Source organism: Rhizobium hidalgonense (assembly GCF_002914525.1).
Classification (GTDB): Bacteria; Pseudomonadota; Alphaproteobacteria; order Rhizobiales; family Rhizobiaceae; genus Rhizobium; species Rhizobium hidalgonense.
Window position 1 is genome coordinate 19,004 of the sequence record NZ_LODW01000053.1, and the last position, 23,837, is coordinate 42,840.

A 23,837-nucleotide genomic window follows, 5' to 3' on the forward strand; every position below is an offset into this window, starting at 1 on the left:
CGGCGCGGCACCAATCTCGGCCGAGCCATTTTCGTGTCTCGAGATCTGAGCGAGGAGAGATTTTCACTCGCCATGGCTGCTTTTTTCCGCGGTTTCCAGGAACTTTGAGTCGTGCTGCATTCGGACTAATCGCGGAAGTTTGTGTCGGCGCAAAAGTTTCCCAAAAACGACACCGGGGGCCCGGTTTAGTTAATACTAAATTATCGAATCCGGTGTGAGATTTTGCATCAACCGGCAAGCCGGTCGTCCCAGCAAACCTTCGAGGAGACCCGCATGAAGCGCCCGAGTATCAAGCAGGCCCTGATCTTAAAGCTGACAATCATCAGCCTGTTCATGGTTGGACTATCCTATGTCTCGCTGACCACGATGTCGACACTGAGGGCCAATGCCGAACAGATCGGGACCTTCTGGATGCAGCGGCTGGTGACGGCTCGCGAGATCAAGGACAACTTCCTCGACCTGAAACTAACCTATGCTCAGTATCTTCTGGAAGACACGGCGGAGGAGCAGAAGGTTGGAAAGCAAGAGATCGACGCTGCCGGCGCTGCGCTCGACAAGGTTGTCGCCGAATATGAAAACGGCGTCCGCACGGCGCGTGGGCGCGAACTGATCAATCAGATCAAACCCGAGCTCAGCAAATATCGCGAACTGGCGGATCACATGATCGCCCTCGAAACCAGCGGGAAGACGCCGGAAGCAGTTCGTTTCTTCAAGGAAAATATGGAGCCACAGGCTGCGCTGATGAACAAGGCGGTGGGGGATCTGGTTGCTTTCATTCTCAGCCAGGCCGAAGGTTTCGTAACCGCAAGTGGTGTCTCTGCCGATTCCGCTTTCATTCTGACGGCAGCAATTGCAGCAATCGCCGTGCTCGTTGCCGTGGCGGGCATCGTGTTTGCAATATCAGGAATCGCCAACCCGATCCGACGAACCGCATCCGCCATGAAGCGTTTGTCGGATGGCGACCTCGACAGTGATATTCCCTATGCCGGCCGCGCCGACGAAGTCGGTGAAATGGCCGGCGCCGTCGAAATCTTTCGTCAAAACGCCCTTAATGTCGTCAGGCTTGAGAAGGAGGCCGCCGACTCCCGCAGTGAGAGTGAGGCGGCGCGCGCTGCCGCCCAGCAGCGCGCCGAACGCGAGGCTGAACAATTGCGCTTCGCAACCACGACATTGGGCGGAGGCCTCCGGCGGCTTGCGGCAGGCGATATATCCTTCCAGCTCTCGGAGCAATTTGCAGCCGAGTACGAAACCTTGCGCGAAGACTTCAACGCTTCGCTCCGGCAATTGGGCGCGACGATCGGCGCGGTGCTGCAGACCGTACACAGCATAGACAATGGTACCGGTGAAATTGCATCTGCCGCACAGGACCTTTCCAAGCGTACCGAGCAACAGGCAGCTTCTCTTGAGGAGACGGCCGCAGCCTTGGACGAGATCACGTCGAATGTGACGATGGCCAGCAAACGCACCGATGAGGCGCGCCATGTGGCGGTGGAAGCCAATATCAGCGCTCAGCGGTCGGCAACCGTCGTCTCGGAGGCTGAACAAGCCATGCGACGCATCGAGGACAGTTCAGAACAGATTTCGAACATCATTGGTGCAATCGATGAAATCGCCTTTCAGACAAATCTCTTGGCGCTGAACGCCGGCGTTGAGGCTGCCCGTGCGGGTGAGGCGGGGAAAGGTTTTGCCGTGGTCGCACAGGAAGTCCGTGAGCTTGCCCAGCGCGCCGCTCAAGCAGCCAAGGAAATCAAGGGCTTTATTCAAAAGTCGTCAACCGAAGTGCAAAATGGCGTGAAACTGGTTCTCGAAACCGGAACGTCGCTCAAGTCGATCGGCGAGTACGTCGTACAGATCAACCAGCTCATGGATGCGATTGCCACTTCGGCGCGCGAGCAGTCAACTGGACTTGCCGAGATCAATACCGCCGTCAATCAAATGGACCAGACGACCCAGCAAAATGCGGCAATGGTCGAGCAGTCGACGGCTGCCGCCGCATCGTTGTCGTCCGAGGCAGGCCGTCTGCGGGATCTGGTTAATCAGTTTCAATTGGACGGCGACAGAGGCGCGGCAGACACGCAGCGCGGCGGCAGGTCCTTCGAAGGCAACATGCCGATCCGGTTGGTCGCTCCGCGCCGGGTGATGCAAAGGTGACGCGCGACTGAGGTCAGGAGGAAGGGGTCTGATGTCAGCGCCCAAAATTGATCTCTTTAAATCGCGAAGTGTCTCGGCTGAGAAAGGTTCTACCAGCGGAGCAAGCGAGGACCGGTGAGGACGCCGAGGGCGCCGGTGAGCAGGATGCCGAGGGAATACCAGATCAGCACGAAGGGCATGCCGTTTTCGGTGCAGAACCAGGAATAGACCCAGGCGCCGGCAGCGCCGGCGGCAATGCCGGCGACGAAGCCGGTTAGCCGGAGATCGGAGGGTGCGGCGCGACGCAGTGCCCAGACGACGCCGGCATAGACCGGCATGGCGAAGCCGAAGATCAGCAACGGGCAATGAAGCGCCGACGAGCCGAGGATCAGCACCCGGGAAGACCCGGCGGGAGCCATCATGAGTTGGATGGCTGCGATCGCCGTCATGGCGGCAAAGACTAGGGCGAGCAAACCGAAGAAGCGTCCCTCGGAACCGTCGGGGCGGGAAAGCCGAAAGACGGCGAGGAGAGCCGCCACGGCAATCAGTGCATTATAGGCCGATTTGATCCAGAAGACCGGCAGCATCAGCACATCGGGCATATCGACCCTGAGGCCGAGAATGGCCAGCATCAGCAGCAGCGCGAGCCCGAGTGCCGGCACTAGGCCAAGCGCGAAGCGGCGCCACAGCGCATTGCGCGGCACCGGCTTCAGGTCGCCTACCAGGCTTTCGATGATGTCGTCCGTCTTTGTCACGATGCGCCTCGCAATCTCTCTCCGAGCGCCTTGAGCGCCCGGTGGATGCCGACTTTCACCGCCGATTCGGACTGGCCGGTGCGGGTTGCGGTGTCGGCGACCGACTGGCCCTCGAGTTTTACCTGCCGGATCAGTTCCTGCTGTCTCGGTGATAAGCCATCGAGCAACCGCTCGACATCCATGCGGGCCGTCAGCGTGTCCTCGCTGAAGTCGTCTTCGATCTCCTCGCCAAGCTCGGTCTCGGCCAGCCTGCGTCCACCGTGGCCGCGATGATGGTCGATCAGCTTGTAGCGGGCGATCGAGAAGAACCAGGCGGTGAAAGGTCGCTCTCGGTCATAGGTGGATCGGCGAGAATGCAGTGCCAGCAATGTCTCCTGCACCAGGTCTTCCATATCCGCCTTCGTCGCCGCAGCCATCCGGCGGCTGTAATAACCGACCAGCAGCGCGCGCAAAGTCGTCAGCAAACGCCGATAGGCCGCCTCGTCCCCGTCAAGGGAGAGAAGCATCAAGGCTTTCAGGGCTTCTTCCGAACGGGCGGTTGTCATGCTGTCGGAGAGTTCATTCGGAAAAACAGCCAATCGGTTACAGAGAGGATCAAAAACAATATCGGCATCACAGTCCTATCACATGCGCGTGAGGCTGTAACGCATCCTGGCGTTTGCTCGAATGGGCTGATGTGAGCCATCGGCAAACAGTCGGCGGACACGACAATCCCATTCCAGGAGAGTTCCATGACCAAACTTGTTTCCAGCCTTGCAGCCTGCATCTTCGTCGCCGGCCTTTCGCTCGCCGGTGCGGTGTCGGCCGAGGACGCCATGAAGTCCGACACGATGAAGAAGGACACGATGCAGAAGGACACCATGTCGAAGGACGCCATGTCGAAGGACGCCATGAAGATGGCGGGCACGAAGAAGGACTGCATGCACAAGGCCGGCATGGAAAAGGATGCAATGAAGAAGACCGACATGATGAAGGCCTGCGATGCGATGAAGTAAGAGGGCCGCATCTGCGCGGCCGCTGAAACTTTTTTCGCAGCGGCCGCGTCTTTTCCTCCTGAAACTTTCATCGATCTGGAGAACCAACATGGCGACGATCGATACCGGCACGAAAACCGGCCGCACGCTCATCTACCGCCACAGCCTTGCCGTTCGCCTATCGCATTGGCTGAACGTGCTTTGCCTCACTGTGCTGCTGATGAGCGGCCTGCAGATATTCAATGCTCATCCGGCGCTCTATTGGGGCCAGTATGGCGCCGACAACGATCCGTCCTTCATCTCGATGGAAGCCGTCGACGACGGCAATCAGGCGAAGGGGGTGACGCATGTCGGTTCGTTCACCTTGGATACGACAGGTGTATTCGGGCTCTCGAATGTCAATGGCGAAGCGGCAGCCAGGGGTTTTCCAAGCTGGCTCACCCTCCCAAGCTATCAAGACCTGTCGGCCGGCCGGCGCTGGCATTTCTTCTTTGCCTGGCTCTTCGTCCTCAACGGTCTTGTCTATCTCGCCTACGGGCTGATCAGCCGGCATTTCCGCCGGGATCTCGCCCCCGCCGGCAAGGAACTGACGCTCGCTCATCTCGGCCATGAGGTCGCCAACCATGCCAGGCTGCGTTTTCCCAAGGGAGCCGAGGCGCGCCATTACAACACCCTGCAGAAACTGACCTATCTCGCGGTGATCTTCCTGTTGCTGCCGTTGATGATTGCCACGGGGCTCACCATGTCGCCCGGCTTCAATGCCGTGGCGCCCTGGCTGCTCGATATATTCGGTGGACGGCAATCGGCCCGCACTCTGCATTTCCTCACCGCCTTTTCGCTCGTCGCCTTCGTCGTGGTGCATGTCGCCATGGTGATCCTGTCGGGTGTCTTCAACAATCTGCGCTCGATGATCACCGGCTACTACGCCATCGAACAGGGAGACGGACAATGAGCCGCCTGATCACCCGCCGCCGTTTCCTGATCGGCTCGACCCTGACCGCCTCCGCACTCGGATTGAGCGGCTGCGACGCATTGGTCGAAAGTGAGCGGACGCAATCGGTCCTGAAGATCGCCGAGGGCTTCAGCATGAAGACGCAGCGCTTGCTGCTCGGCGACGATTCGCTCGCCCGCGAATTCAGCGAGGCCGATCTGTCGCCGATCTTTCGCTCGAACGGCACCAGCATGCCTGACAATCCGCAATATCTCGACTGGATGAGCGAGCAGTTCTCGACCTGGAGACTAGATGTCGGCGGACTTGTGGAAAACCCCACTCAGCTCTCGCTCGCGCAGCTGAAGGCGATGCCGTCGCGCACCCAGATCACCCGCCACGACTGCGTCGAAGGCTGGAGCGCGATCGGGAAATGGACGGGCTTGCCCCTCGGCGCCCTGTTGCAATCGGTCGGGCTGAAGCCCGAGGCGCGTTATATCGTGTTCCACTGCGCCGACGAATACGAAAAGACGCTTGACGGTACCGGCTGGTACTATGAGAGTCTCGATCTGGTCGATGCCTTTCATCCGCAGACCATCCTGGCATATTCGATGAACGGGCGCGATCTGGAAGTGGCGCATGGAGCGCCGCTGAGGCTTCGGGTCGAGCGGCAGCTCGGTTACAAGCAGGCGAAATATCTGACTCGCATGGAAGCCGTCGCCGATCTAGGCCGGCTTTACGGCGGCAGCGGCGGCTTCTGGGAAGATCGCGGTTATGAATGGTATGCCGGCATATAGGTCGCGGGCAGGCCGGTGCACACCACGGACCGATTGACTCAGCCTCTCCTGTTTAAGTTTTATGCGGCGGATTGACGCACAACCTCGGCGATGATACCTGTACGCTAATTGGTCAGGCCAGTTGACCAGATGCGTGCTTGAGGAGAAGCCGCGGGAGGCCCAATGTTTTCGCCTGTTGAATCACGCCGCCTCTACAGGCAGGTGGCGGACCAGATCCGTTTGATGATCGTCAGCGGCGAGCTTGCCGTTGGCCAACGGCTGCCGGCCGAGCGCGACCTGGCGGAACAATTGTCGGTGTCGCGCCCGACGGTGCGCGAAGCGCTGATCGTGCTGGAGGTTGAAGGCCTCGTCAACATCCGCATGGGATCCGGCATCTATGTGGTGCGCCAGCATGCCGCGACTGTGGCCGGGGCCGAGCGCGAGCCGGTGGAGGGGCCTTTCGAGCTGCTGCAGGCCCGCGCCATCATCGAATGCGCCATTGCCGAAGAAGCAGCAGGCTGCGCCCGGCCGGAAGGCATCGCGCTGCTCGATGAGGCGCTGATGCGGATGAGCGGCGGCGTCAACGATGCGAGTACGGTGCTTGCCGCCGATCGCGCCTTCCACACCGGCATTGCCGCGATCGTCGGCAATGCGACCCTGATCCGGGTGACCGGCGAAATGTTCGACATGCGCATGACCCCTTATTTCGCCAAGCTCGCGAGCCACTTCGAGGGGCCGGGAACATGGCGTCGCGCCGTCGACGAGCATCGGACCATTCGCGATGCGATTGCCGCCGGCGATGGGGCAGGCGCCAAGGCTGCCATGCGCGCCCATCTCACCCTATCGCAGAAGAGGTTTTCCGAGAGCTTCGGGGAGGAGTTCTCGGGAGAGGAGGAGCACGGCCGCAACAAGGGGCCTGCGAAAGGAACGACCAAGACTTAACCCGAGCTCGGGAGGAGAGAGCGATGAAGAGCAGACTGGCAACGATACTTTGCGCCGCGACCGCGATGATGGCGACGACCGCCGTCGCGCATGCCCAGACCGTATTGAAATGGGCGCATGTCTATGAAACCTCGGAGCCCTTCCACACGGATTCCGTCTGGGCCGCGGAAGAGATCGCCAAGCGCACCGACGGGCGTTACAAGATCGAGGTCTATCCCGCCTCGCAGCTCGGCAAGGAAGCCGACATCAATCAGGGTCTCAAGCTCGGCACCGTGGACATCATCATCTCGGGATCGAGTTTTGCCGCACGCGACTACAAGCCGATCGGCGTGACTTATTTTCCTTACATCTTCCGCAGTCCCGATCATCTGATCGCCTATACCAAGAGCGATGTCTTCAAGCGCCTTGCCAAAGGTTACGAAGACAAGACCGGCAATCATATCGCCGCCGTCAGCTATTACGGCACGCGCCATACCACATCGAACAAGCCGATTGCCAAATGTGCCGATATGCAGGGCCTGAAGATCCGCGTGCCCGACGTCCCGGCCTATCTCGCTATGCCGCGCGCCTGCGGCGCCAACACCACGCCGATCGCCTTTGCCGAAGTCTATCTCGCTTTGCAGAACGGCACGGTCGAGGCGCAGGAAAACCCGCTGACGACGATCGAGGCGAAGAAGTTCTACGAAGTCCAGAAGAACATCATCCTGACCGGCCACATCGTCGATCATCTCAACACGGTGATTTCGAAGACCCGGTGGGCGAGCCTGTCCGACGAAGACAAGAAGATCTTCGGTGAGGTCATGCAGGAGGCCGCCGAGCGCACGAGCAAGACGATCGCCGGCAAGGAGGCCAGCCTGGTTGCCACCTTCAAGGAGAAGGGCCTGAACGTTGCCGAGGTTGATAAGGCTGACTTCGAAAAGACCGTGATGGAAAAGGTCAAGTTCGAGGACTTTGGGTACGAGAAGGCCGATTGGGAAGCCATCCGCGCGATCCAGTAGGAGCTCGCTCACGACCTTCGCTCGGCGCACGCCACGACTGCCCCGTTTGCGCCGATGGCTGCCCCTCCAATTAACCCTCTTTGCGTTCTGACGGGGAGAGGGGACGTTCCCTAGCGAGGCGTGAGTGAGGAACGAAGAGATCGCGGCACATCCGCTTCGCCCCGTTTTACGGGGAGAAGGTCGCGGCAGCCGGATTGAGGGGCAGCGCCGCCGAGCAAAGAACGAGATTTGTCGAACTGAAGGTCGCGCCGCTCAGCGCCGCGCGCCTCCTTCTCCACCCGAAACAAGGCCGATCATGTCGCAAGAAATTCACACGCCAATCACGGCCGAGGAGATCGGTCACGAATTCGAAGGCCATGCGCCGACCGCAAACGTATCGGACTACGCCATCGAGGACTGGATCACGCTGATCGTCTTCTGGCTGATGGCGGGCTGCGTCTTCCTGCAGTTTTTCACCCGCTATGTGCTGAACGACAGCTATGCATGGACCGAGGAAATCGCGATCAACTGCCTGATCGGCGTGGTCTTTCTCGGTTCCGCCATGTGCGTGCGCATGTCACGGCATATTCAGGTCGATGTGTTCTATCACTATATGCCGGCAGGGCTTGCGCGCGTGCTCGCAACCTTCGTCGATATCGTCCGCATCGGCTTTTTCGCCTATGGCTGCCACCTGATGTGGCGCTACGTCGATATCGTCGCCGACGAGCAGATGGTCACCGTCGAATTGCCGCGCAACATCGTCTTTTACTCCGTGCTCGTCGCCTTCGTGCTGATGCTGATCCGCGCGGTTATCGTCTTCATCGCCAATATGCGCCGCGGCTACTCCGTTCTGGAGCGCCCTGAAGAATTCCAGACTGTCGAGGGTTGACACGATGCTGCTGCTTCTTGGTTCGTTTCTGGTGCTGATGCTGATCGGCGTGCCTGTTGCCATCTCGATGGCCGTCGCATCCGTGCTTTATATCGTGCTTTTCGGCATCGCGCCCGACATCATCGTCGCCCAGCGCATGATCGCCGGCGTCGAAAGCTTTCCGCTGCTCGCGGTGCCCTTCTTCATCCTGGCGGGCAACCTGATGAACTCGGCCGGTGTGACGGGCCGCATCTATTCCTTTGCGGTGGCCCTCGTCGGCTGGATGAAGGGCGGGCTGGCGCAAGTTAACATCATCGGTTCCGTCATCTTCTCCGGCATGTCCGGCACCGCACTTGCCGATGCGGCCGGCATCGGCACGATCGAAATCAAGGCGATGAAGGATCACGGCTATCCCGTCGAGGCTGCCGTCGGCGTGACGGCGGCCTCGGCCACGCTCGGGCCGATCTTCCCGCCGTCGCTGCCCTTCGTGATCTACGGCATGATGGCGAATGTTTCGATCGGAGCGCTTTTCATGGCCGGCATCCTGCCCGGCATCGTCATGACGCTGTTGATGATGATCACCGTCGCCGCCTTCGCCTACAAGAAGCGCTGGGGCTCCGACGCGCCCTTCGATATCAGGCAGCTCCTGTCGGCGGGCATGGAAATCGTCGTTGTCCTGATGGTGCCTGCGGCGATCTATCTGATGATGCAGACCGGCATGTCGATGAACGTTGCGGCCGGCATCGCCCTTCTGGTGCTTCTGGCGCTCGACTGGTATTTCGGCTTTTCCGCCGTCATGGCGCTGATGACCCCGGTCATCCTGATCGGCGGCATGACGATGGGCTGGTTTACGCCGACGGAGGCCGCCGTCGCCGCCGTGCTCTGGTCACTGTTCCTCGGCCTGGTGCGCTACCGGACGATGACGCTCTCAACGCTCGCCAAGGCAAGCTTCGATACGATCGAGACGACGGCGTCGGTGCTCTTCATCGTCACCGCAGCCTCGGTCTTTGCATGGCTCTTGACGGTGAGTCAGGCCGCCCAGCTGTTGTCGGATGCGATCCTTTCGGTCACCGACAACAAATGGGTTTTCCTGATCCTGGTGAACCTCTTGATGCTCTTCGTCGGCTGCTTCCTGGATACGATCGCGGCGATCACCATCCTCGTGCCGATCCTGCTGCCGATCGTCGCCAAGTTCGACATCGATCCAGTTCAGTTCGGTCTGATCATGACGCTGAACCTGATGATCGGACTGTTGCATCCGCCGCTCGGTATGGTGCTTTTCGTGCTGTCGAGGGTCGCGAAACTGTCGGTCGAACGCACCACCATGGCGATCCTGCCCTGGCTGGTGCCGCTTTTCCTGGCGCTGATCCTGATCACCTTCATTCCCGCCGTATCGCTCTGGCTGCCGCAGCAGCTCGGGCTGCTGAGATAGGAGGGATAGGATGCACACACGTCTGGCCCGGCTTTACCAAAAGGGCGATCTCAGGATCGAGACCGACACCGTTCCGGTGCCCGGTCCAGGCGAGGTGCTACTCAAAATGGCCGCCGCGGGCATCTGCGGCTCCGACCTGCATTATTACCAGGACGGCGGCTTCGGGCCGGTCCGGGTTCGCGAGCCGATCATCCCCGGCCACGAAGCCTCGGGAAGCGTGAGCCAGGCAGGCGAGGGCGTCGACCTCAAGGCCGGCGTGCTGGTGGCGGTCAATCCGAGCCAGCCCTGCGGCCAATGCGAATATTGCGCGAAGGGGCTGCCGATCCACTGCCTCGACATGCGCTTCATGGGCAGCGCAATGCGCCTGCCGCATGAGCAGGGCATGTTCCGGGAATGGCTGGTGGTGCCGGCCAGCCAGTGCTTCGAAGTCGGACCTGCGACGACGGCCACGGAGGCGGCTTGCAGCGAGCCCTTATCCGTCTGCCTGCATGCTGCATCGCGCGCCGGCGATATCACGGGCAAACGCGTCCTCATCACCGGCGCCGGCCCGATCGGGGCGCTAATGGTTGCCGTTGCTGCTTATCATGGTGCAGCCGAAATCGTGGTGACCGATCTCGCGGACGCAGCGCTTGAGAGGGCGATGGCGATGGGCGCCAGCCGCGCGATCAAGGTTTCTCAAGGGGCCGCCGCACTTGCGGAATTCGAGGCAGGAAAAGGTTATTTCAATCTCGTTTTCGAATGCTCAGCCGCAGCACCTGCCATCCGCAGCGCAATTGCCGCCATCCGGCCCCGCGGCACGATTGTGCAGGTCGGCGTCACGGGAGAGATCCCGATCCCCCTCAACGCCATCGTCGGCAAGGAACTTCATATCCACGGTACGCAGCGCTTCCATGAGGAATTCGCCACCGCCGTCGAGCTGATCTCCAGCCGCACGATCGACGTGCGGCCGATCATCAGCCATAGCCTGCCGCTGGAGGACGCCAACGCCGCCTTCGCACTCGCCGGCAACCGCATGGCCGCCTGTAAGGTGCAGCTTACGTTTTAGAAGGGCTCATTCCGTCCCGGCCTATCGACCAGGCCCACGGGCCTGCAGGCCAAGGGTTGTTCACGTCAGAACGCGACACGGACGGAAACAAAAGAGGACTTGGCATGTTACCGGTAAACCCGCACAGGACTTCCTCGCCGGATGTGCATCAGCATGGGAGCAGGACATTGATGCAGCAACGCAGTGGGCCCTTCTTCTCGGTGCTCTGACGCTGGCGAGCTGGATCGCAGGCGGGCTGACGGCCGTCTTCGGAAACGTGGAGCCCGGTCAACCCCGGCAAAAGCCGGCAGAATATCTGATCTTCGTACTCAACGCCGCCGGCCTCGCCTTGGCGGTCGCCATGGTTGCGATCCTGGTGATCTGATGATGTCGATCCGCCGGGTGGCAGATCTGGAATTCCCGCGATCGACGGGTATCTCGTTCTAGCGTCGGGCGGCGATCTGCTCCGCGGCGGACGGCGCTGCCTGGTTCGGCCGGTGAAAGACGCAGACCTGGTTGCGGCCCGCTTCCTTGGCACGATAGAGCGCCATGTCGGCCTCGTGCTGGAGATTGGCCAGTGAAATGTCGGTGTCGAGTGCCGATTTCAGGGCGACGCCGACGCTCAGCGTTACTGACGGGCCAACACCGGAGGAAGGATTGGGAAGGGCGGCGGCTTCCACGCTCTCGCGTATGCGCTTTGCCACCGCGATGGCGTCGTCTTCGTCGACATCCGGAAGCACGATCAAGAATTCCTCGCCGCCATGGCGCGAGACGAGGTCGCGATCGGCGCGTACGCAGCTCTGGATGATACCGGCAACCTTGACGAGGCAGCGGTCGCCCTCGCCATGACCGAGCTTATCGTTCAGCGCCTTGAAGTGATCGATATCGCACATCAGCATGGCGACGACGCCGCTTTCACGGCCGTTGCGCCACAGGCCTTCGAGCGTTTCCATCATCCAGCGGCGGTTGGCAATCCCCGTCAGCGGATCGGTTCTGGCCAGCCGCTCCAACCGGGCGTTCGCATCGGCCAGTTCCGCAACCCGGCGCTGGTCTCGGCAGTCCAGGAGGAATGTCTTCTGCGCCAGGATGTTCATCGTGCGCCTGGCAACCACGATGGCGATGATCCCGCAGGAAAAGAACAGGGTCGCGGCGACGACGCTGCCGGCATCCAGGATCGGGTTGTGCCATTGGAGGACGAAATAGAGACAAAGCGCATAACAGGCGATGGCAACCGTCCACGCCAGCGGCACGCTGAAGATGGTGATCGCGCTCGTGGCGACGAACAGCATGATGCTCAAATGCCGCTCGTAAAATTCGCCGCCGGCAAAGACGCCGACAAGTGCCACCGACAGAAGAATAAGGCACATTCCTGCCAGCAGCGACACGTGCTGAAGCGTTGCGGCGCGCGGCTTGCTCCAGATGATCGCCGTCAAAATTGCCGCTGGCGGCAAAAGGCAGGCGGGGGCGACCATTGCCAGCGCGACCTGACGGGGAAGCAGAAGCGCGTTCAGCGCTAGCGTCAACACATCGACGAATGCCACCCATATCATCCAGGAACGGATGATTTTTGCGGTCTGCCGCCATGACCGTTCCTCAAACCGGCGGTGCAGTTCGCCCGTAAGGCGGATATCGCGGGTTCGGCCCGACAAAAGACGCTCGACCTCACCCGCCATCGCGCCCGTCAGCGGCCGGGGCGGGAGGAGCCCGGCTGAAGAATTTTCAGGGGAAGCGCTTTTGCCATCTGTCATCCCTGGATAATCTAGCCGCAATCGAAAGCTCGGCAAGGTTTGGGGAGAGAGGCCGCGTTGGCGTGGTTAGCTTCCGGTTCTCGTGGGCCGTTCGCATGTCCGAATTCGCACATTCGGAAATTTGCGGGCAAGATCGCGGACATAGTCTGGGCGAGGCCGTCCCGGACATGCTACCAACCCTTTTGCGAGGGGGTACGGGATGAGACTCAAGCTGGTTGCAGTTGCGGTCGCGGCGCTGGCGCCGGTGGTGGCGATGCTCGCCTATAACGAAGTCGCGCTCCGCCATCAGCGTAACGAAGAAGTGCGCGCATCCGCAGCACAGGCGGCGCGCCAGGCATCATCCGAGGTCGAAAGGATTGTCGAGGGCCTGCATGGCCTTCTCGTATCCGTCTCCGCCATGCCCTCCGTCCGGCATCTCGATGTCAATGCCTGCAATGAGGCACTCAAATCGGTTGCCGAAAGCATTCCGAACATCAGCACCATCTTCGTCGTTGGGCTCAACGGGCGGCCGGTCTGCGGCAGCACGGTGTTTCCCGAGGGCGTGGTGTTTTCCGACCGCGACTATTTCCAGCAGATATTGAAGACCAAGGACTTCACCGTCGGCACCTACACGCAAAGCCGCCTTTCCGACAAGCACGTGCTGCCACTCGCAATGCCGTTGAAGGAGGGCGATATTCTCCAGGCCGTCATCGTCAGCGGCATCCGGATGGACTGGCTGCAGAACCGCATCACCGAACGCGGCGTCGCGCCCGGCAATGCGGTAACGATCGCCGATGGAAAGGGAACCATCGTCGCGCACGTACCACTTGCCGAACAGCTCGTCGGCACTGTGATACCCGAAGAATACCAGCGCCTGATCCATGCCGAACAGCCCGACGTCGTCGAGGTCACGAGCCGGGACGGAACAGCGCACGTCCTCGGCTATCGCCCGATCGTCCTGCCGTCCAGCCCTCTCTATGTCAGCGCCGGCTTCTCGAAATCGGAGGCCTTCGCGCCGATCAACCGGGCAACGCTGATGAACACGCTCGCGATCATCGGCGGCGCGCTGTTTTCATTTGCTGCGGCGATCTTCATCGGCAACCGTTTCATCCTCGTGCCGATCTGGCGGATCGCCGATGTGATGGAGAAGTGGCGCAGCGGCCAGACGACAGCCAGAACCGGCATGAAGGGAGCGGACGAGTTGGAAGTCGTCGGCGCGACCTTCGATCGACTGCTCGACGAACTCGATGAGCGCAGACGCCGGAACGAGCAGGCGGAGGAGGAGCGGACCCTGCTCGTCCGCGAAATGGCGCACCGGGTCAAGAATGGCTTCGCCCTCGTTCAGGCGATCGCCCGGCAGACCTTCTCGCGTTCCAATCCGGAAAGCTACAACGCCTTTGCCGAAAGGCTCACGGCGCTTGCCGGCACATATGATCTCATCTTGTCACGGGAGGGGTCGGCCGCGCCCATCCGGGAGATCATCTCCGCCGCCTTGCGGGCGCACATCGCCTCGGAGGAACGCATTCGTCTTGATGGCCCCGACGTGGTTCTTCCTGCCGATATCGCCCTGCCGCTTTCCCTCGTGCTCCACGAGCTGGCGACCAATGCGACGAAGTACGGAAGCCTCGGAAGCGAGCAGGGTACCGTCACCATCGAGTGGAAGCACGATGACGGGCGCGTGTTTCTCGTCTGGACGGAAGCCGGTGGGCCGCCGGTGCCTACGCCGACGAAAAGAGGCTTCGGCTCCGTCCTGATAGAGCGGGCATTTTCTTCCAAGGCACAGGCGCAATCGAGATCGGACTATCGGCCGGAGGGCCTCGTCTTCGAACTTGTCTTCTTAACCGGCAAACCTGCAGCGAAGACGGAAGACGAACTCCCGATGGGGATATAGTGGCTTCGAGCAGACGTGCCTGTAAGCGTGGGGTTTAAACCAGCCGGGACGGCGATGCGCGCTCCGGCGGACCTCCCTACTTTTCCGCTGCAAGGGGACGCTGCAAATCGATGCGGCTCGTCACTACGGATTTGCCTGAAGTCGGGTCTTGATCGACCGTCTGCAGGCGAAGCCTGTCCCGTCCGAGTTTCTCGATCATCAACGTCGCGTTTCGGTCGCCATTGATCACGCGAGCCCAGGTCACGCGAAGATTGAGCGCGTCGCCCTGCCTGCTGCCGACCAGTTTGGACGGCTGTCCGGATGGCCCGATGTAGTTACCGGTGTATCGTTGTCCCAATGCCTTGACATTGGCCGAGAAAGCTCTCGTGAAAACCGCAAGGCCACGACATTTCCCGTTCATCGAGACCGCAGAGTCACTCGCGTCTGATTTGAGGGTGCAGGAGACATTGAAGTTTGTGCCGCCGATCTTGGTGAGGACCATGCCGGTCCCGCGCCAATCGCCGGCCAGGGATCGTAAAAATCCCGCCTCCGACGCCTTTGCAGTGTGAGGCAGGCAGGACAGCGAGAATATAGCAGCAATCAGAGCAGCACGCATGAAAGCCTCCCCGGTTAAACACTCTCCCGAACCGATGAACGCGACAGATTGTTCCGACAAGCCTCCTGCCGTTGAATGGGCGTGCCACGTTTGTGGTAAAGGTCGGTGCCCTTGCCGAACTGCGGCGTCAATCGTGTCACCTGCTATGGCATACGATAAATTGGGTCATGCCGGCTGTCGAGAGCACGCGTAGCGGGAAAGGCAAGGTGGCCGCTATTCTCTCGCGCTGAAACCGTTAAGTAATAAGAAGAGGGTGGTGCGTTGTGCATTTCGACAAGCCCGGTGCGATTCACCGCCTTTCCCTCGTCCGCGTCGCCAGAGCATTGCGGATCGACCTTTAGCGGCAGATGTTGGATAGAACGGTTCTGCGGCTTCGTTAACAGCTCAACCGCTCTAGCTTGCTTTCCAGTTCGCATTGTTGGGGATCGATCGCTGAGGCACGACGACCTGGATGATGGACGGACTGTTCAGGTTGTCTTTGGCGCCGCTTATGGCATCCTCCAGTTCGCCATAGGTGTCAACTTTCCAGCCCCGGCAGCCAAAGACCTCTGCCAGCTTGCTGTAATTCCATCGGTGCAGGATGCAGGAATTATAGAAGGGCTTGTTGCCATGGAAGACCGATGCATCGGCAAGCCATTGCTCCACGCCATAGATGCCGTTGTCCATCACGAAGATGATCGGGTTGAGATTGAAACGGGTTTGTGTCGAGAGGCATTGAGCGGTCATCTGAAACCCGCCATCCCCCGCAAAGACCAGCAGCCTCTGTTTATCTTGCTTCGCCAGAGAAACCCCGGTCGCGGCCGGGCCGATATAACCGATCGCCGAATAGGATGATTGGACGATGAAACCGCGGCGAGAACCCACTTCAAGAAGCAGGCTCCCGAAATAATTCAAACTGGCGTCGGCACCAACGATGGTATTTCCGTCAATCTGCTGCTGAATGAAATCATAGAAGCCCTGATAGGTGATTTCGCCTGCCGGCGCCACGACCGGCGCTTGCCGGACCGGTTTCGCCGGAAGACTTTGGGCTTTGCACGTGAGCCTACTGTCAATCAAGCCGTTGACGAGATCCGCCAGCGAAACCTGTGCGTTGAAGATCGTGCTGTATTTCACTGTATCCCAGGAGGCAAATGCGGTTTTAGCGAGATCAATGGGCCAGCCCAAGTCATTGATATCAGTCAACCAGACGCCCAGCGCCAATACGAAGTCGGAGTCTTTGACCAAAGACTGGACATAGGGTGACGATGATTTGCCATCGAACACCCCGGCAAATTGGACATCGTCTTCCGACAGGATGGCCTTGCTCAAAAGCTCGGTCACGTAGGGAATTTTGAGGTCCCGAATGAGCCGCTCCGCCTGGTCGTGAAGGCCAAACCGGTCGATCTCGACACCGATCCAGATCAGCGGTTTGGTGGCATTCTGCAATCTTTCGCTGATTTGTGCGATCGACTGATTGAGGCTGTCCTGGTCGGATATGTCAGGCGCCGCTTTCAATGCAGTCGACGGACGCGTGCATTCCAGGTCGACCATATCCTCCAGCAACTCGATATAGACCGGACGCCTCTCCGTGATGCACTGCGTCAGCGCATAATCTATGAGCATTGGCGCAAGATGAGGGCTGTCGATGCGGACGGTAGCGGCGGTTATGTATTCGAACACCTGACGATCCGTTTCCCGTCCGCTGATGAAGTGATGCGAACTGTAGCCGGTTTGTTCGAATGTCAGCGTTTTCTGGATGCTTGGCGCACCGTTGATCAGAACGACCGGCACTTTCTCGACGTAAGATCCGGCGATCGCATTTGTTGCGCAAAGCGAGCCTGCGGAATAGGTGACGCACAGCGCCCCAATTCCTTTCAATCTTGCATAGCCGTCGGCCGCATAACCGGCATTCAGTTCATTCACCTCTTCGATGACCTGAATACCGCTTTTCTCGACATAGCTGTTTACCCATTCGATCGAATAATCGCCCGCCACGGAAAACAGGTGTCCCAGGCCCAGTTCGCGAAGTCTGTCGACCAGATATTGCCCAACCGTGTATGTATCGCCCATGTTCCAGCGGCTCCCCTGTTGACGAGAAAATTAGAACTCGCTCGCGTTATCGAATAAGCGCGGTATGTATATGTCGAATATTCCGGGGCATTTTCGCTCCGGAAATCTTTCCAGCAGGAAGCGCTTGAAAGCATCATTGGTGAGTCCGTTGCCGACGGCCTCCATGGCGACGGACAAATACTCTATATTTTTGGCAATCTCGTTTTTGTCAGCCGGAAAGCCGTGGCCGGGAAGGAACACCTCATAGTCAGACAGCAGCATGCCCTGCAAAATCCGGATCCAATGCTCCATATATTTCGTCAGATAGAGGTGCGTGCCGCTGTAGATCAGGTCTTGCGCAATAAAAACGCCCACGTCCGGAAGACCTATGGTGAGGAGAAAATCGATCTCCGTATCAACGACTTCATCAAATACGTATTTGACTCCGTCGATGATCTCGTGGCCGGCGCGGACGGTATTTTCGGGAATTACCAAGCTCTGCGGAGCGAGGTTGCCCAGTTTCCAATGGTCATTCAGGGAATCCTGGCCATGCTGCCTCAGGAATTCCTTCGTTTCCGGCAATGCATGAATCGGGATGTCACTGAATGCGGCTCCCATGCCGAACCAATGGTCGGGGTGCCTGTGCGACAGGTAAATCCGGTCGATTTCCTTGCCGATACTGTCGGCATACGCCCTGAATTGCAGCGCATAGGGAACGAGGAATTGCCCATCGACAAGAACAAGCTTGTTCCTGCTTTCGATGATGTGCGTTGCATTGGCGATATTATCATCCGTGAAAGCTGAAATGAAAGTATGAATACGGATATCGCCTGCTCGCCTGACGATTTTAATGGGATCCGGCAATTGCGCCACCATAGGTATCTCCCTGAGTGAAAGGTCGTTTACTGAGGTTTGACGTTCACCCGGGCATGGCGGAGACGTGGTTCCCCAGCATTCCCGGGCTGTTTCCAACATGTGCGCGCCAGACCGCCATCACGGATGAGATCGACGCCTGTGGGACGCGATCTTTTCCTCCAATGTCCTCAGGGCGGCGCGCGCAACGTCGTAGGCGCTGTCGACGCCCGCCTCCGGCGCGTCCTCGCCGGGCCGCCAGAAGCGTCTGCGCGTCATTCTCATCGAGCTCTCGAAGGGGGGAATCGCGTTAAAGACTTCGACGAGATAAGGGCCGGAATAGACCGGCTCGATTTCGTCCAGCATGATCTCCCAGGGAATCCAGCTGTCTTTAACAGCGCCCCGGTCCGGCGCTGAGATATGAACGTAATTCAGCCGGCTCTGCTGTGCGGCGCGGGCAACATTTTTCCTGAAGGTTGCCGGCCCCTGGCTTTCCATCACGACCTGGGCTGTATCGATCGTGACGCCACAGACCGGAATGTCGGCGCTTTCGAGAAAATCCAGCGCTTCCGAGACCATGGTCGGCCCGGGCGTTTCCCAATTCTTGACGGGTTCGATGGCGAGCTTCACCCTCTTCTCGGCAGAATATTGCGCCAATTCCCGGAAGATGGGGGCTGCCGCCGCATATCGTGGCTTCATCCAATCCTGGAGCGCGTCGCTCCAGATCTCTTCACCGTCATCCGTCAGCGGAAAAATGCCATAGGGGTACAGGAACGGCCCCGACATGATCGTATTATCTCCGCCCAGCACCGAGGTGATGTCGACGCGGGATTTGAGATAGGACAAAGCCTGCTTGCGCTGTTCTTCGTAGGGCGAGGTCGGATCGAAGGTTCGCGTGGTCCCCACATTGGTTGTGAACTTCACATCCCGGAAGCCGGCCTGATCGAACGCCCTCTTAAGGCTGATATAGCTTTCGATCTCACCATGATGACCGACATGGGCCGGTCCTGGGGCGATATGCACATCGAAGCCGGTGTAGCCGATCTCGGTAAGAGCTTTCAGATGTCTGACGAGAACCTGGGTGTAGCCCGCGTCATCCGGCCTCAGATCGGCTGTAAACATAAAGAAGCTGAAATATATATCTCGCCCGCGTGCCTCTTCCATCGTCATCGCTCCAGCTGTGGCTATTCAGTAATGCGTGGTTCAGGATGATGTCTCGCCCGGCATTGTGATGAGGCGAGGTCGTCCCGCCTCCTTCACAGTGTCATTGGGCTGAAACAAACGGTCCGCGCCGGGCTACCATCCAAGCAGCTTGCGCAGATATTCGCGGCCCATTTTCGCGTATTGCAGCGGATTGGCCTTGGCCGGGTCCTGCTCTGCCTCGACGCAGATCCATCCGGCGAAATCCGCCTCGGCCAACGCATCGAGAATTTCCGGAAAGGTCTCTATGGAGCCGTCACCCGGCACGGTGAAGATCCCCGCCTCGATCCCTTGCTGGAAGGACAATTCGCGGTTGTGAATTCTCGTGACCACCTCGGCACGAATGTCTTTCAGGTGAACATGCTTGATGCGATGGCCGTATTTTCTGGCCAGCGACAGCGGATTGACACCGGCAGCCGCCTGGTGCGCGGTGTCGAGAAGCATGTTGACCAGGCGAGGATCCGTCTCGTCCATGAGCCGGTGGATCGCTTCCGTCTTCATCACCCCCGTTCCGAGATGCGGGTGATAGCAGAGCCGGCGGTTACGGGCCCTGGCTTTCTCTCCTGCCGCGTGCAGGCCTTCGATCAGTTGTTTCCACTGGTCCTCGGAAAATTCGGGGCAATTCGGAAACAGGGCGACCGGAAGCGGATTGACCGCTCCACCAAATTCAGCGACGACGAGATCGGCCCTGCGCGGATCGTCGCTGCCACCTTCCATCGCTTCGAGGAAGTCGAGTTGAGCATCGACGCTTTCAAGCGTATGACGATTCATCGCCTTGATGGTGAAGTAAGTGCTCACCCAAGGCTCGGAAATCCGTAATCCCCTGAGTTCGAGGGCAGGCCGCAAGATTTTCGGATCCGTCGGATATTTATGGCCGACGCCGCATCCGACATAGCCGGCGAGCGCCATTTCACTCAGTGCCTGCTCGTAGGGGATGCCGATGTCGATGTTGATAAAATCGTCATTCCACCAGAGCGTGGGGATGACACCGAGCCAGACCTTGGCGGGCGTCAGTCGATGCAGATATGTCGTCATGGCAATGATCCAGTTCTTTGGAGACGAGCGGAGGTGACGTCAGGTCAGGTTTTGGAAATCGAGAGCCGAAGAAAAAGCCGGAATCTTCGGCGGAAAGGCCCAGGAGCCGAAACCTTGCCCCTTGGCGCCTGCAGGGTGGGCTCCGATCGCCTTCCAGAGCAGACCCTCGATATAGGCATCGGGCGAAACGACGAAGGTGATATTCGCAGGCCTGGGGCCAAAGCGCTCCGTCCAGGCGGAGGACAGCTCGAACCATGTGCCGGAATACCAGAGCTTGATCAGCGCGCGGGCCACGTCTCCCAGCAATTCATTGCCCAGAATGGTTGTGCGCACTGCCTGGATACGGGCCTCACTTTCCGGCGGTGGCAGGGCGGTGAAAGCCGCCAGCAGCGCGTCGGTGATCTCGCCGCCGACCACCTTGTCGAGCGTGGCGAGATAGCTTTCCGCCAGGCCGGTTCCCAGAAGATCGAAGTGGGAGAAGGCCGTCAATTCGGCGGAAAGACCCAGAAATGGCTCGAAACGGCTGGTCATGCGTTCACCTCCGCCTGCCGGGTGGCGGCTGGCTGTTTGATGCCGCCGGGGATCTCATAGGTGGGGCTGCCGTTCTTACCGGGATATTTCGGCAGCGGATTGCGGATGAGTTCGAGGATCATGTTGCGAAATTCGAACATCATCGGAACGGCCTCCAGCAGCAGGTTGGGCTGGCCGTTATAGGCACGCGTCAAAAGCTGGAGAAATTCACCATAGCGGGTGTTGAAGGCGATCGCCGCCTCACGCAGTTCCGAACCTTCGAATATGTCCCCCACTTTGAGGTTCTCTTTTATGGGATAGGCGCCCTCCCAATCGACCTGCAAGTGCGGACCCGTGGGGTGCCCGGGCTGGTCGCCCTTCTGGTAGTAGCGGCCCTTGACCAGTTCCTCGAAACGATAGTAATGGGCCAGTTCGTGGTCGTCATCGTCATAGATACCGCCACCGTCGCCCTCGCCCTGTTCGATGATGAGCTCGATGGCTTCCATGGCGCTTTTCAGATCGGTCACGGGAAACAGCTCGCCGCCGCCGGAGTAATAATATTCCGAGGTGATCTGGCGCGACCTGTCGCCGGTAAAGATGGTTGTGCCCGCCTCACGCGCTTCGGTTTCCAGGTATTTGATGCCCTCCGCGATGGCCGAGTAGAACTCGCCGATACTGTAGAAATGGAGGTCCTCATGCCTCGGGTGGCTGGCAAGCGCGGTGATATCAGGTGGAGTTTTGCGGTATATGAGGCCCTTGCCGACGAGATGTTCAGGACGCTGGGCCGGCCGCTCGATTTTGAGGAAAGTCGCCAGCGCCTCACGGCCGAAAGCCTGGATGTCGACCTTGAAATCGGTCTCACCGTCCGGCAGGGCGGCGGGATAGCTGGCTACGAAGTCCGGCCTGACAAGATCCGGCTTGCCGCCGATGGCATTGAGAATATTGGCCGCGATCGTCAGATGCAGCATTTCTTCCACGACGATCACGCGCAGAACCTGGGTTGCATCCTGGTTGACGCCGGGCTTGATCGAGTAAAGCGCCGTCAGATACGGCGGAATCGTCGCATGTTCGAGCTGCATCGCCCGGTAGAGAAACTCTTTCAGCTCATCGAGCGTCTTGATACTGTAGGAATCCATGCTCATGCTCCATGAAAGATAAGTTGGGTGCACCGGCCGGCTTCGTGTGGCTTGCATCGAACCCAGCGGTTCGTTAGCGCGGTGGAGGCCGGCCTTCGTTCAATGCAGAGACTTCAGAATGTTGCGACCGCTTCGGAAGCACATGGCGGCTAGCGTCAAGGTGACATTGGCCGTGCCGATCGTCGGCATGCTGCCGCCGCCCACGAGATAGAGATTTTCGTGGTCCCAACTGCGCTGGTTCTTGTCCACGACGGAATTGCTCTTCGTCGTTCCCATGATATGGGTGCCGGCCAGATGATTGCCGCCGCGGATCGCATAGCCTTGTCCCTCATAGGCCACATAGCCGAAATCGCTGGGATCGTACTGGGTATGATCCTGCGCGCCCAGGCGGGTAAAGACGGTGCGTGCAAACTGGCGGCCATAGGCCGCACCCTTCATGGTATATTCCGGAACCGTGAAGGATAGGATGGGCCGCATGTTGCCCAAAGCATCGGTATATTGCGGATCCACCGCGATGCGGTTGCTTTCGACGGGCATGACCTCGATCATGAATGCCAGCAGCAACTGCCGCGAAATCTGGTCGATCATGCCGCGCCGAAGATCGGCCCCGTAGAGGTTGCGATCATCCACCAGTTTGAGAAGGTCGGAGGTCGGTGCACCGGTGGCCCAACCCCAGCCGTCATTATGGATATCGATGGCGAAGGCGGCTTGCCTTTCCCGGAAAGGGCCGTCCCGCAGGTCGACGATACCGCCCGTTGAACTGGTTCCGCGCATCGTGCCGCAGATTTCCGGCATCAGCGCCCAGTTCAGCAGATAGGCGTGGTCCATCAGATTGCGTCCGACAAGACCGCTGGTGCTGCGCAGGCCGGAGGCCAGCATTAGACGCGCCGTTTCGATCGCGCCTGCCGCAAGCACGAAAATCTTGCCCTTCACGGTGATGGTCTCGTGGGCCGGTGAGGCCGGGTCTTTGTAAATCTTGACCTCGAGAGAGCGGACTTTCCCGCTATCCGGATCGATGTTGACCTTCGACGCGACCGCCTGCGGCAAAAGTTCGACAAGCCGCTCGCCCCTTTCTCCGCTTACCGCGAACGCCTTGGCAAGCGTTTTGCCGGAGTGGTAGCGCGCTTGCACGGGACAGAGCGGTACGCAGTTGGTGTTGCCCTGGCAGCGACCGCCCTCTTCGACCTGATGCGTATCGACTGCGCCGATTGGACGGTAGCCCTTCCCACCGTCATAGGCCGGGTTCGGTATGCTATTGCGACCTTGCGGATAGGGCCTGACCTTCAGGGGATACGTCTTGTCGTAAAGTTCGACGCTGGTACCCTCGATGCCCTTGTTGACCTGCTGATCCAGATAGGAAAGCGGCAGGCCGCGCATGGGAAAGACATAGTCTTCTGGGAAGGTCTGCCCGAGATACTGCTGATCTTCGACATTCGCCGATACGCCGATTTCCCGCTCCGCCAGGCGGTAATCCTCTTCGACTTCCTCAAAGCTGAGCGGCCAGTCCAGCCCCTGGCCGAAAAGCGTGCGCGTCTTGAAATCCGAGCGAAGCAGACGGGGCGTTTTCGCCTCCCAGTGCATGGTCGTTCCGCCGAAAATTCGGGTATATGTCGTATCGCTGACATAAGGGCCGGATTGAACGATATAGTTCGAGCTATCGGTTTCCCCAGCCTGCAGCTTGCGAAGCTGCGGGCTGCGGGGTATTGCCGCGTTCGCATTCAGCGGAAAGGGCGACTGGTTGTCCTTGGAGGCTGCCGAATAAAAAGTCGTCAGCAGATGGTCATAGCCCGCCAGAGTGCTATTGGCACCGGTTCCGGCTTCCAGGATAAGGACCCGCTTGCCCGCTTCCGCAGCCTGCTTGGCAATGATTGCTCCGGAAACGCCGCTGCCGACGATCACGATATCGTAGTCATCAGACTCTGCGACCGTCTTGGCATCGGCTCTTATCGCCGATTCGAGGGGAAAAAGCACTTTGGTCCTCCATTATTCCCGGGAGCCGCATCAGGTTTTGCGCAACATGCGTTCTGAACTCAATCGAGATTTTCAGGCCGGACAGC

21 protein-coding genes are annotated in these 23,837 nt (G+C 59.6%); 10 read left to right on the forward strand and 11 right to left on the reverse strand.

Going from position 1 to position 23,837, the window contains the following annotated elements:
- Positions 1-273 precede the first annotated feature (273 nt).
- Positions 274-2,151: a HAMP domain-containing methyl-accepting chemotaxis protein gene (locus ATY29_RS14760; RefSeq protein ID WP_003568690.1), complete on the forward strand. Its 1,878-nt coding sequence runs from the start codon at positions 274-276 to the stop codon at positions 2,149-2,151.
- Between the two features lie 89 nt (positions 2,152-2,240).
- On the opposite strand, the gene ATY29_RS14765 is transcribed toward ATY29_RS14760, so the two are convergent.
- Both ATY29_RS14765 and ATY29_RS14770 read right to left on the reverse strand, forming a co-directional pair.
- A complete protein-coding gene (locus tag ATY29_RS14765; protein WP_003568691.1) occupies positions 2,241-2,885 on the reverse strand; it encodes an NrsF family protein in 645 nt (214 codons plus the stop codon).
- Entirely contained in the window at positions 2,882-3,430 is a 549-nt protein-coding gene (locus tag ATY29_RS14770) for a sigma-70 family RNA polymerase sigma factor (protein WP_003568692.1), read from the reverse strand. Before ATY29_RS14770 ends, ATY29_RS14765 begins: the two co-directional genes overlap by 4 nt.
- Before the next feature lie 186 nt (positions 3,431-3,616).
- Between ATY29_RS14770 and ATY29_RS14775 the strand changes: the two genes are divergently transcribed.
- The 8 genes from ATY29_RS14775 to ATY29_RS14810 all read left to right on the forward strand — a co-directional run bounded on the left by ATY29_RS14775 (position 3,617) and on the right by ATY29_RS14810 (position 10,827).
- On the forward strand, positions 3,617-3,880 hold the full coding sequence (locus ATY29_RS14775; RefSeq protein WP_003568693.1) for a pentapeptide MXKDX repeat protein: 264 nt from the start codon (positions 3,617-3,619) through the stop codon (positions 3,878-3,880).
- An 88-nt stretch (positions 3,881-3,968) separates the two neighbouring features.
- On the forward strand, positions 3,969-4,811 hold the full coding sequence (locus ATY29_RS14780) for a cytochrome b/b6 domain-containing protein (RefSeq protein WP_003568694.1): 843 nt from the start codon (positions 3,969-3,971) through the stop codon (positions 4,809-4,811).
- Positions 4,808-5,584, forward strand: a complete 777-nt coding sequence (locus tag ATY29_RS14785) for a molybdopterin-binding protein (protein WP_003568696.1) — start codon at positions 4,808-4,810, stop codon at positions 5,582-5,584. The genes ATY29_RS14780 and ATY29_RS14785 overlap by 4 nt, the downstream gene beginning before the upstream one ends.
- A 162-nt stretch (positions 5,585-5,746) precedes the next feature.
- Positions 5,747-6,505 (forward strand): FadR/GntR family transcriptional regulator, encoded by a 759-nt coding sequence (locus tag ATY29_RS14790; protein ID WP_097536764.1) that lies wholly within the window; start codon positions 5,747-5,749, stop codon positions 6,503-6,505.
- A gap of 23 nt (positions 6,506-6,528) precedes the next feature.
- Positions 6,529-7,503 carry a sialic acid TRAP transporter substrate-binding protein SiaP gene (locus ATY29_RS14795; protein WP_003568699.1) on the forward strand — a complete coding sequence of 325 codons (975 nt, stop codon included), beginning with the start codon at positions 6,529-6,531 and terminating at the stop codon, positions 7,501-7,503.
- Positions 7,504-7,798: 295 nt separating this feature from the next.
- Positions 7,799-8,371 (forward strand): TRAP transporter small permease, encoded by a 573-nt coding sequence (locus ATY29_RS14800; RefSeq protein ID WP_003568700.1) that lies wholly within the window; start codon positions 7,799-7,801, stop codon positions 8,369-8,371.
- A gap of 4 nt (positions 8,372-8,375) precedes the next feature.
- A complete protein-coding gene (locus ATY29_RS14805; protein WP_097536765.1) occupies positions 8,376-9,782 on the forward strand; it encodes a TRAP transporter large permease in 1,407 nt (468 codons plus the stop codon).
- 10 nt (positions 9,783-9,792) lie between these two features.
- Positions 9,793-10,827 (forward strand): L-idonate 5-dehydrogenase, encoded by a 1,035-nt coding sequence (locus ATY29_RS14810; RefSeq protein ID WP_097536766.1) that lies wholly within the window; start codon positions 9,793-9,795, stop codon positions 10,825-10,827.
- Positions 10,828-11,249: 422 nt separating this feature from the next.
- On the opposite strand, the gene ATY29_RS14820 is transcribed toward ATY29_RS14810, so the two are convergent.
- Entirely contained in the window at positions 11,250-12,554 is a 1,305-nt protein-coding gene (locus ATY29_RS14820; protein ID WP_097536768.1) for a GGDEF domain-containing protein, read from the reverse strand.
- 199 nt (positions 12,555-12,753) lie between these two features.
- Here ATY29_RS14820 and ATY29_RS14825 point away from each other — a divergent pair, with 199 nt between their 5' ends.
- Entirely contained in the window at positions 12,754-14,424 is a 1,671-nt protein-coding gene (locus ATY29_RS14825) for a sensor histidine kinase (protein ID WP_097536769.1), read from the forward strand.
- A 76-nt stretch (positions 14,425-14,500) separates the two neighbouring features.
- Here the strand turns inward: ATY29_RS14825 and ATY29_RS14830 are convergent, their stop codons facing one another.
- The 8 genes from ATY29_RS14830 to ATY29_RS14865 all read right to left on the reverse strand — a co-directional run bounded on the left by ATY29_RS14830 (position 14,501) and on the right by ATY29_RS14865 (position 23,751).
- Entirely contained in the window at positions 14,501-15,019 is a 519-nt protein-coding gene (locus tag ATY29_RS14830; RefSeq protein ID WP_003568708.1) for a hypothetical protein, read from the reverse strand.
- Between the two features lie 393 nt (positions 15,020-15,412).
- Positions 15,413-17,068, reverse strand: coding sequence for an alpha-keto acid decarboxylase family protein (locus ATY29_RS14835; RefSeq protein WP_003568710.1), 1,656 nt, complete (start codon positions 17,066-17,068; stop codon positions 15,413-15,415).
- A 30-nt stretch (positions 17,069-17,098) separates the two neighbouring features.
- Entirely contained in the window at positions 17,099-17,923 is an 825-nt protein-coding gene (locus tag ATY29_RS14840) for an MBL fold metallo-hydrolase (protein ID WP_097536770.1), read from the reverse strand.
- 117 nt (positions 17,924-18,040) lie between these two features.
- Positions 18,041-19,069: a sugar phosphate isomerase/epimerase family protein gene (locus ATY29_RS14845; protein ID WP_193550356.1), complete on the reverse strand. Its 1,029-nt coding sequence runs from the start codon at positions 19,067-19,069 to the stop codon at positions 18,041-18,043.
- 126 nt (positions 19,070-19,195) lie between these two features.
- Positions 19,196-20,134, reverse strand: coding sequence for a myo-inosose-2 dehydratase (gene iolE / locus ATY29_RS14850; protein WP_003568715.1), 939 nt, complete (start codon positions 20,132-20,134; stop codon positions 19,196-19,198).
- A 39-nt stretch (positions 20,135-20,173) separates the two neighbouring features.
- Positions 20,174-20,665 (reverse strand): hypothetical protein, encoded by a 492-nt coding sequence (locus ATY29_RS14855; protein WP_003568717.1) that lies wholly within the window; start codon positions 20,663-20,665, stop codon positions 20,174-20,176.
- Positions 20,662-21,780 carry a ferritin-like domain-containing protein gene (locus ATY29_RS14860; protein WP_097536772.1) on the reverse strand — a complete coding sequence of 373 codons (1,119 nt, stop codon included), beginning with the start codon at positions 21,778-21,780 and terminating at the stop codon, positions 20,662-20,664. Before ATY29_RS14860 ends, ATY29_RS14855 begins: the two co-directional genes overlap by 4 nt.
- Positions 21,781-21,879: 99 nt before the next feature.
- On the reverse strand, positions 21,880-23,751 hold the full coding sequence (locus ATY29_RS14865) for a GMC oxidoreductase (RefSeq protein ID WP_097536773.1): 1,872 nt from the start codon (positions 23,749-23,751) through the stop codon (positions 21,880-21,882).
- Positions 23,752-23,837: the final 86 nt, after the last annotated feature.

What these genes read in the sequence shown, in the direction of transcription:
- ATY29_RS14775 (WP_003568693.1), top strand. Translation starts at nt 3,617, where the DNA reads ATGACCAAACTTGTTTCCAGCCTTGCAGCCTGCATCTTCGTCGCCGGC.
- ATY29_RS14795 (WP_003568699.1), top strand. Translation starts at nt 6,529, where the DNA reads ATGAAGAGCAGACTGGCAACGATACTTTGCGCCGCGACCGCGATGATG.
- ATY29_RS14860 (WP_097536772.1), bottom strand. Translation starts at nt 21,780, where the DNA reads ATGGATTCCTACAGTATCAAGACGCTCGATGAGCTGAAAGAGTTTCTC.
- ATY29_RS14835 (WP_003568710.1), bottom strand. Translation starts at nt 17,068, where the DNA reads ATGGGCGATACATACACGGTTGGGCAATATCTGGTCGACAGACTTCGC.
- ATY29_RS14820 (WP_097536768.1), bottom strand. Translation starts at nt 12,554, where the DNA reads ATGACAGATGGCAAAAGCGCTTCCCCTGAAAATTCTTCAGCCGGGCTC.
- ATY29_RS14810 (WP_097536766.1), top strand. Translation starts at nt 9,793, where the DNA reads ATGCACACACGTCTGGCCCGGCTTTACCAAAAGGGCGATCTCAGGATC.
- ATY29_RS14785 (WP_003568696.1), top strand. Translation starts at nt 4,808, where the DNA reads ATGAGCCGCCTGATCACCCGCCGCCGTTTCCTGATCGGCTCGACCCTG.
- ATY29_RS14760 (WP_003568690.1), top strand. Translation starts at nt 274, where the DNA reads ATGAAGCGCCCGAGTATCAAGCAGGCCCTGATCTTAAAGCTGACAATC.
- ATY29_RS14770 (WP_003568692.1), bottom strand. Translation starts at nt 3,430, where the DNA reads ATGACAACCGCCCGTTCGGAAGAAGCCCTGAAAGCCTTGATGCTTCTC.
- ATY29_RS14855 (WP_003568717.1), bottom strand. Translation starts at nt 20,665, where the DNA reads ATGACCAGCCGTTTCGAGCCATTTCTGGGTCTTTCCGCCGAATTGACG.
- ATY29_RS14790 (WP_097536764.1), top strand. Translation starts at nt 5,747, where the DNA reads ATGTTTTCGCCTGTTGAATCACGCCGCCTCTACAGGCAGGTGGCGGAC.
- ATY29_RS14830 (WP_003568708.1), bottom strand. Translation starts at nt 15,019, where the DNA reads ATGCGTGCTGCTCTGATTGCTGCTATATTCTCGCTGTCCTGCCTGCCT.
- ATY29_RS14825 (WP_097536769.1), top strand. Translation starts at nt 12,754, where the DNA reads ATGAGACTCAAGCTGGTTGCAGTTGCGGTCGCGGCGCTGGCGCCGGTG.
- ATY29_RS14840 (WP_097536770.1), bottom strand. Translation starts at nt 17,923, where the DNA reads ATGGTGGCGCAATTGCCGGATCCCATTAAAATCGTCAGGCGAGCAGGC.
- ATY29_RS14800 (WP_003568700.1), top strand. Translation starts at nt 7,799, where the DNA reads ATGTCGCAAGAAATTCACACGCCAATCACGGCCGAGGAGATCGGTCAC.
- ATY29_RS14780 (WP_003568694.1), top strand. Translation starts at nt 3,969, where the DNA reads ATGGCGACGATCGATACCGGCACGAAAACCGGCCGCACGCTCATCTAC.
- iolE (WP_003568715.1), bottom strand. Translation starts at nt 20,134, where the DNA reads ATGACGACATATCTGCATCGACTGACGCCCGCCAAGGTCTGGCTCGGT.
- ATY29_RS14845 (WP_193550356.1), bottom strand. Translation starts at nt 19,069, where the DNA reads ATGACGATGGAAGAGGCACGCGGGCGAGATATATATTTCAGCTTCTTT.
- ATY29_RS14805 (WP_097536765.1), top strand. Translation starts at nt 8,376, where the DNA reads ATGCTGCTGCTTCTTGGTTCGTTTCTGGTGCTGATGCTGATCGGCGTG.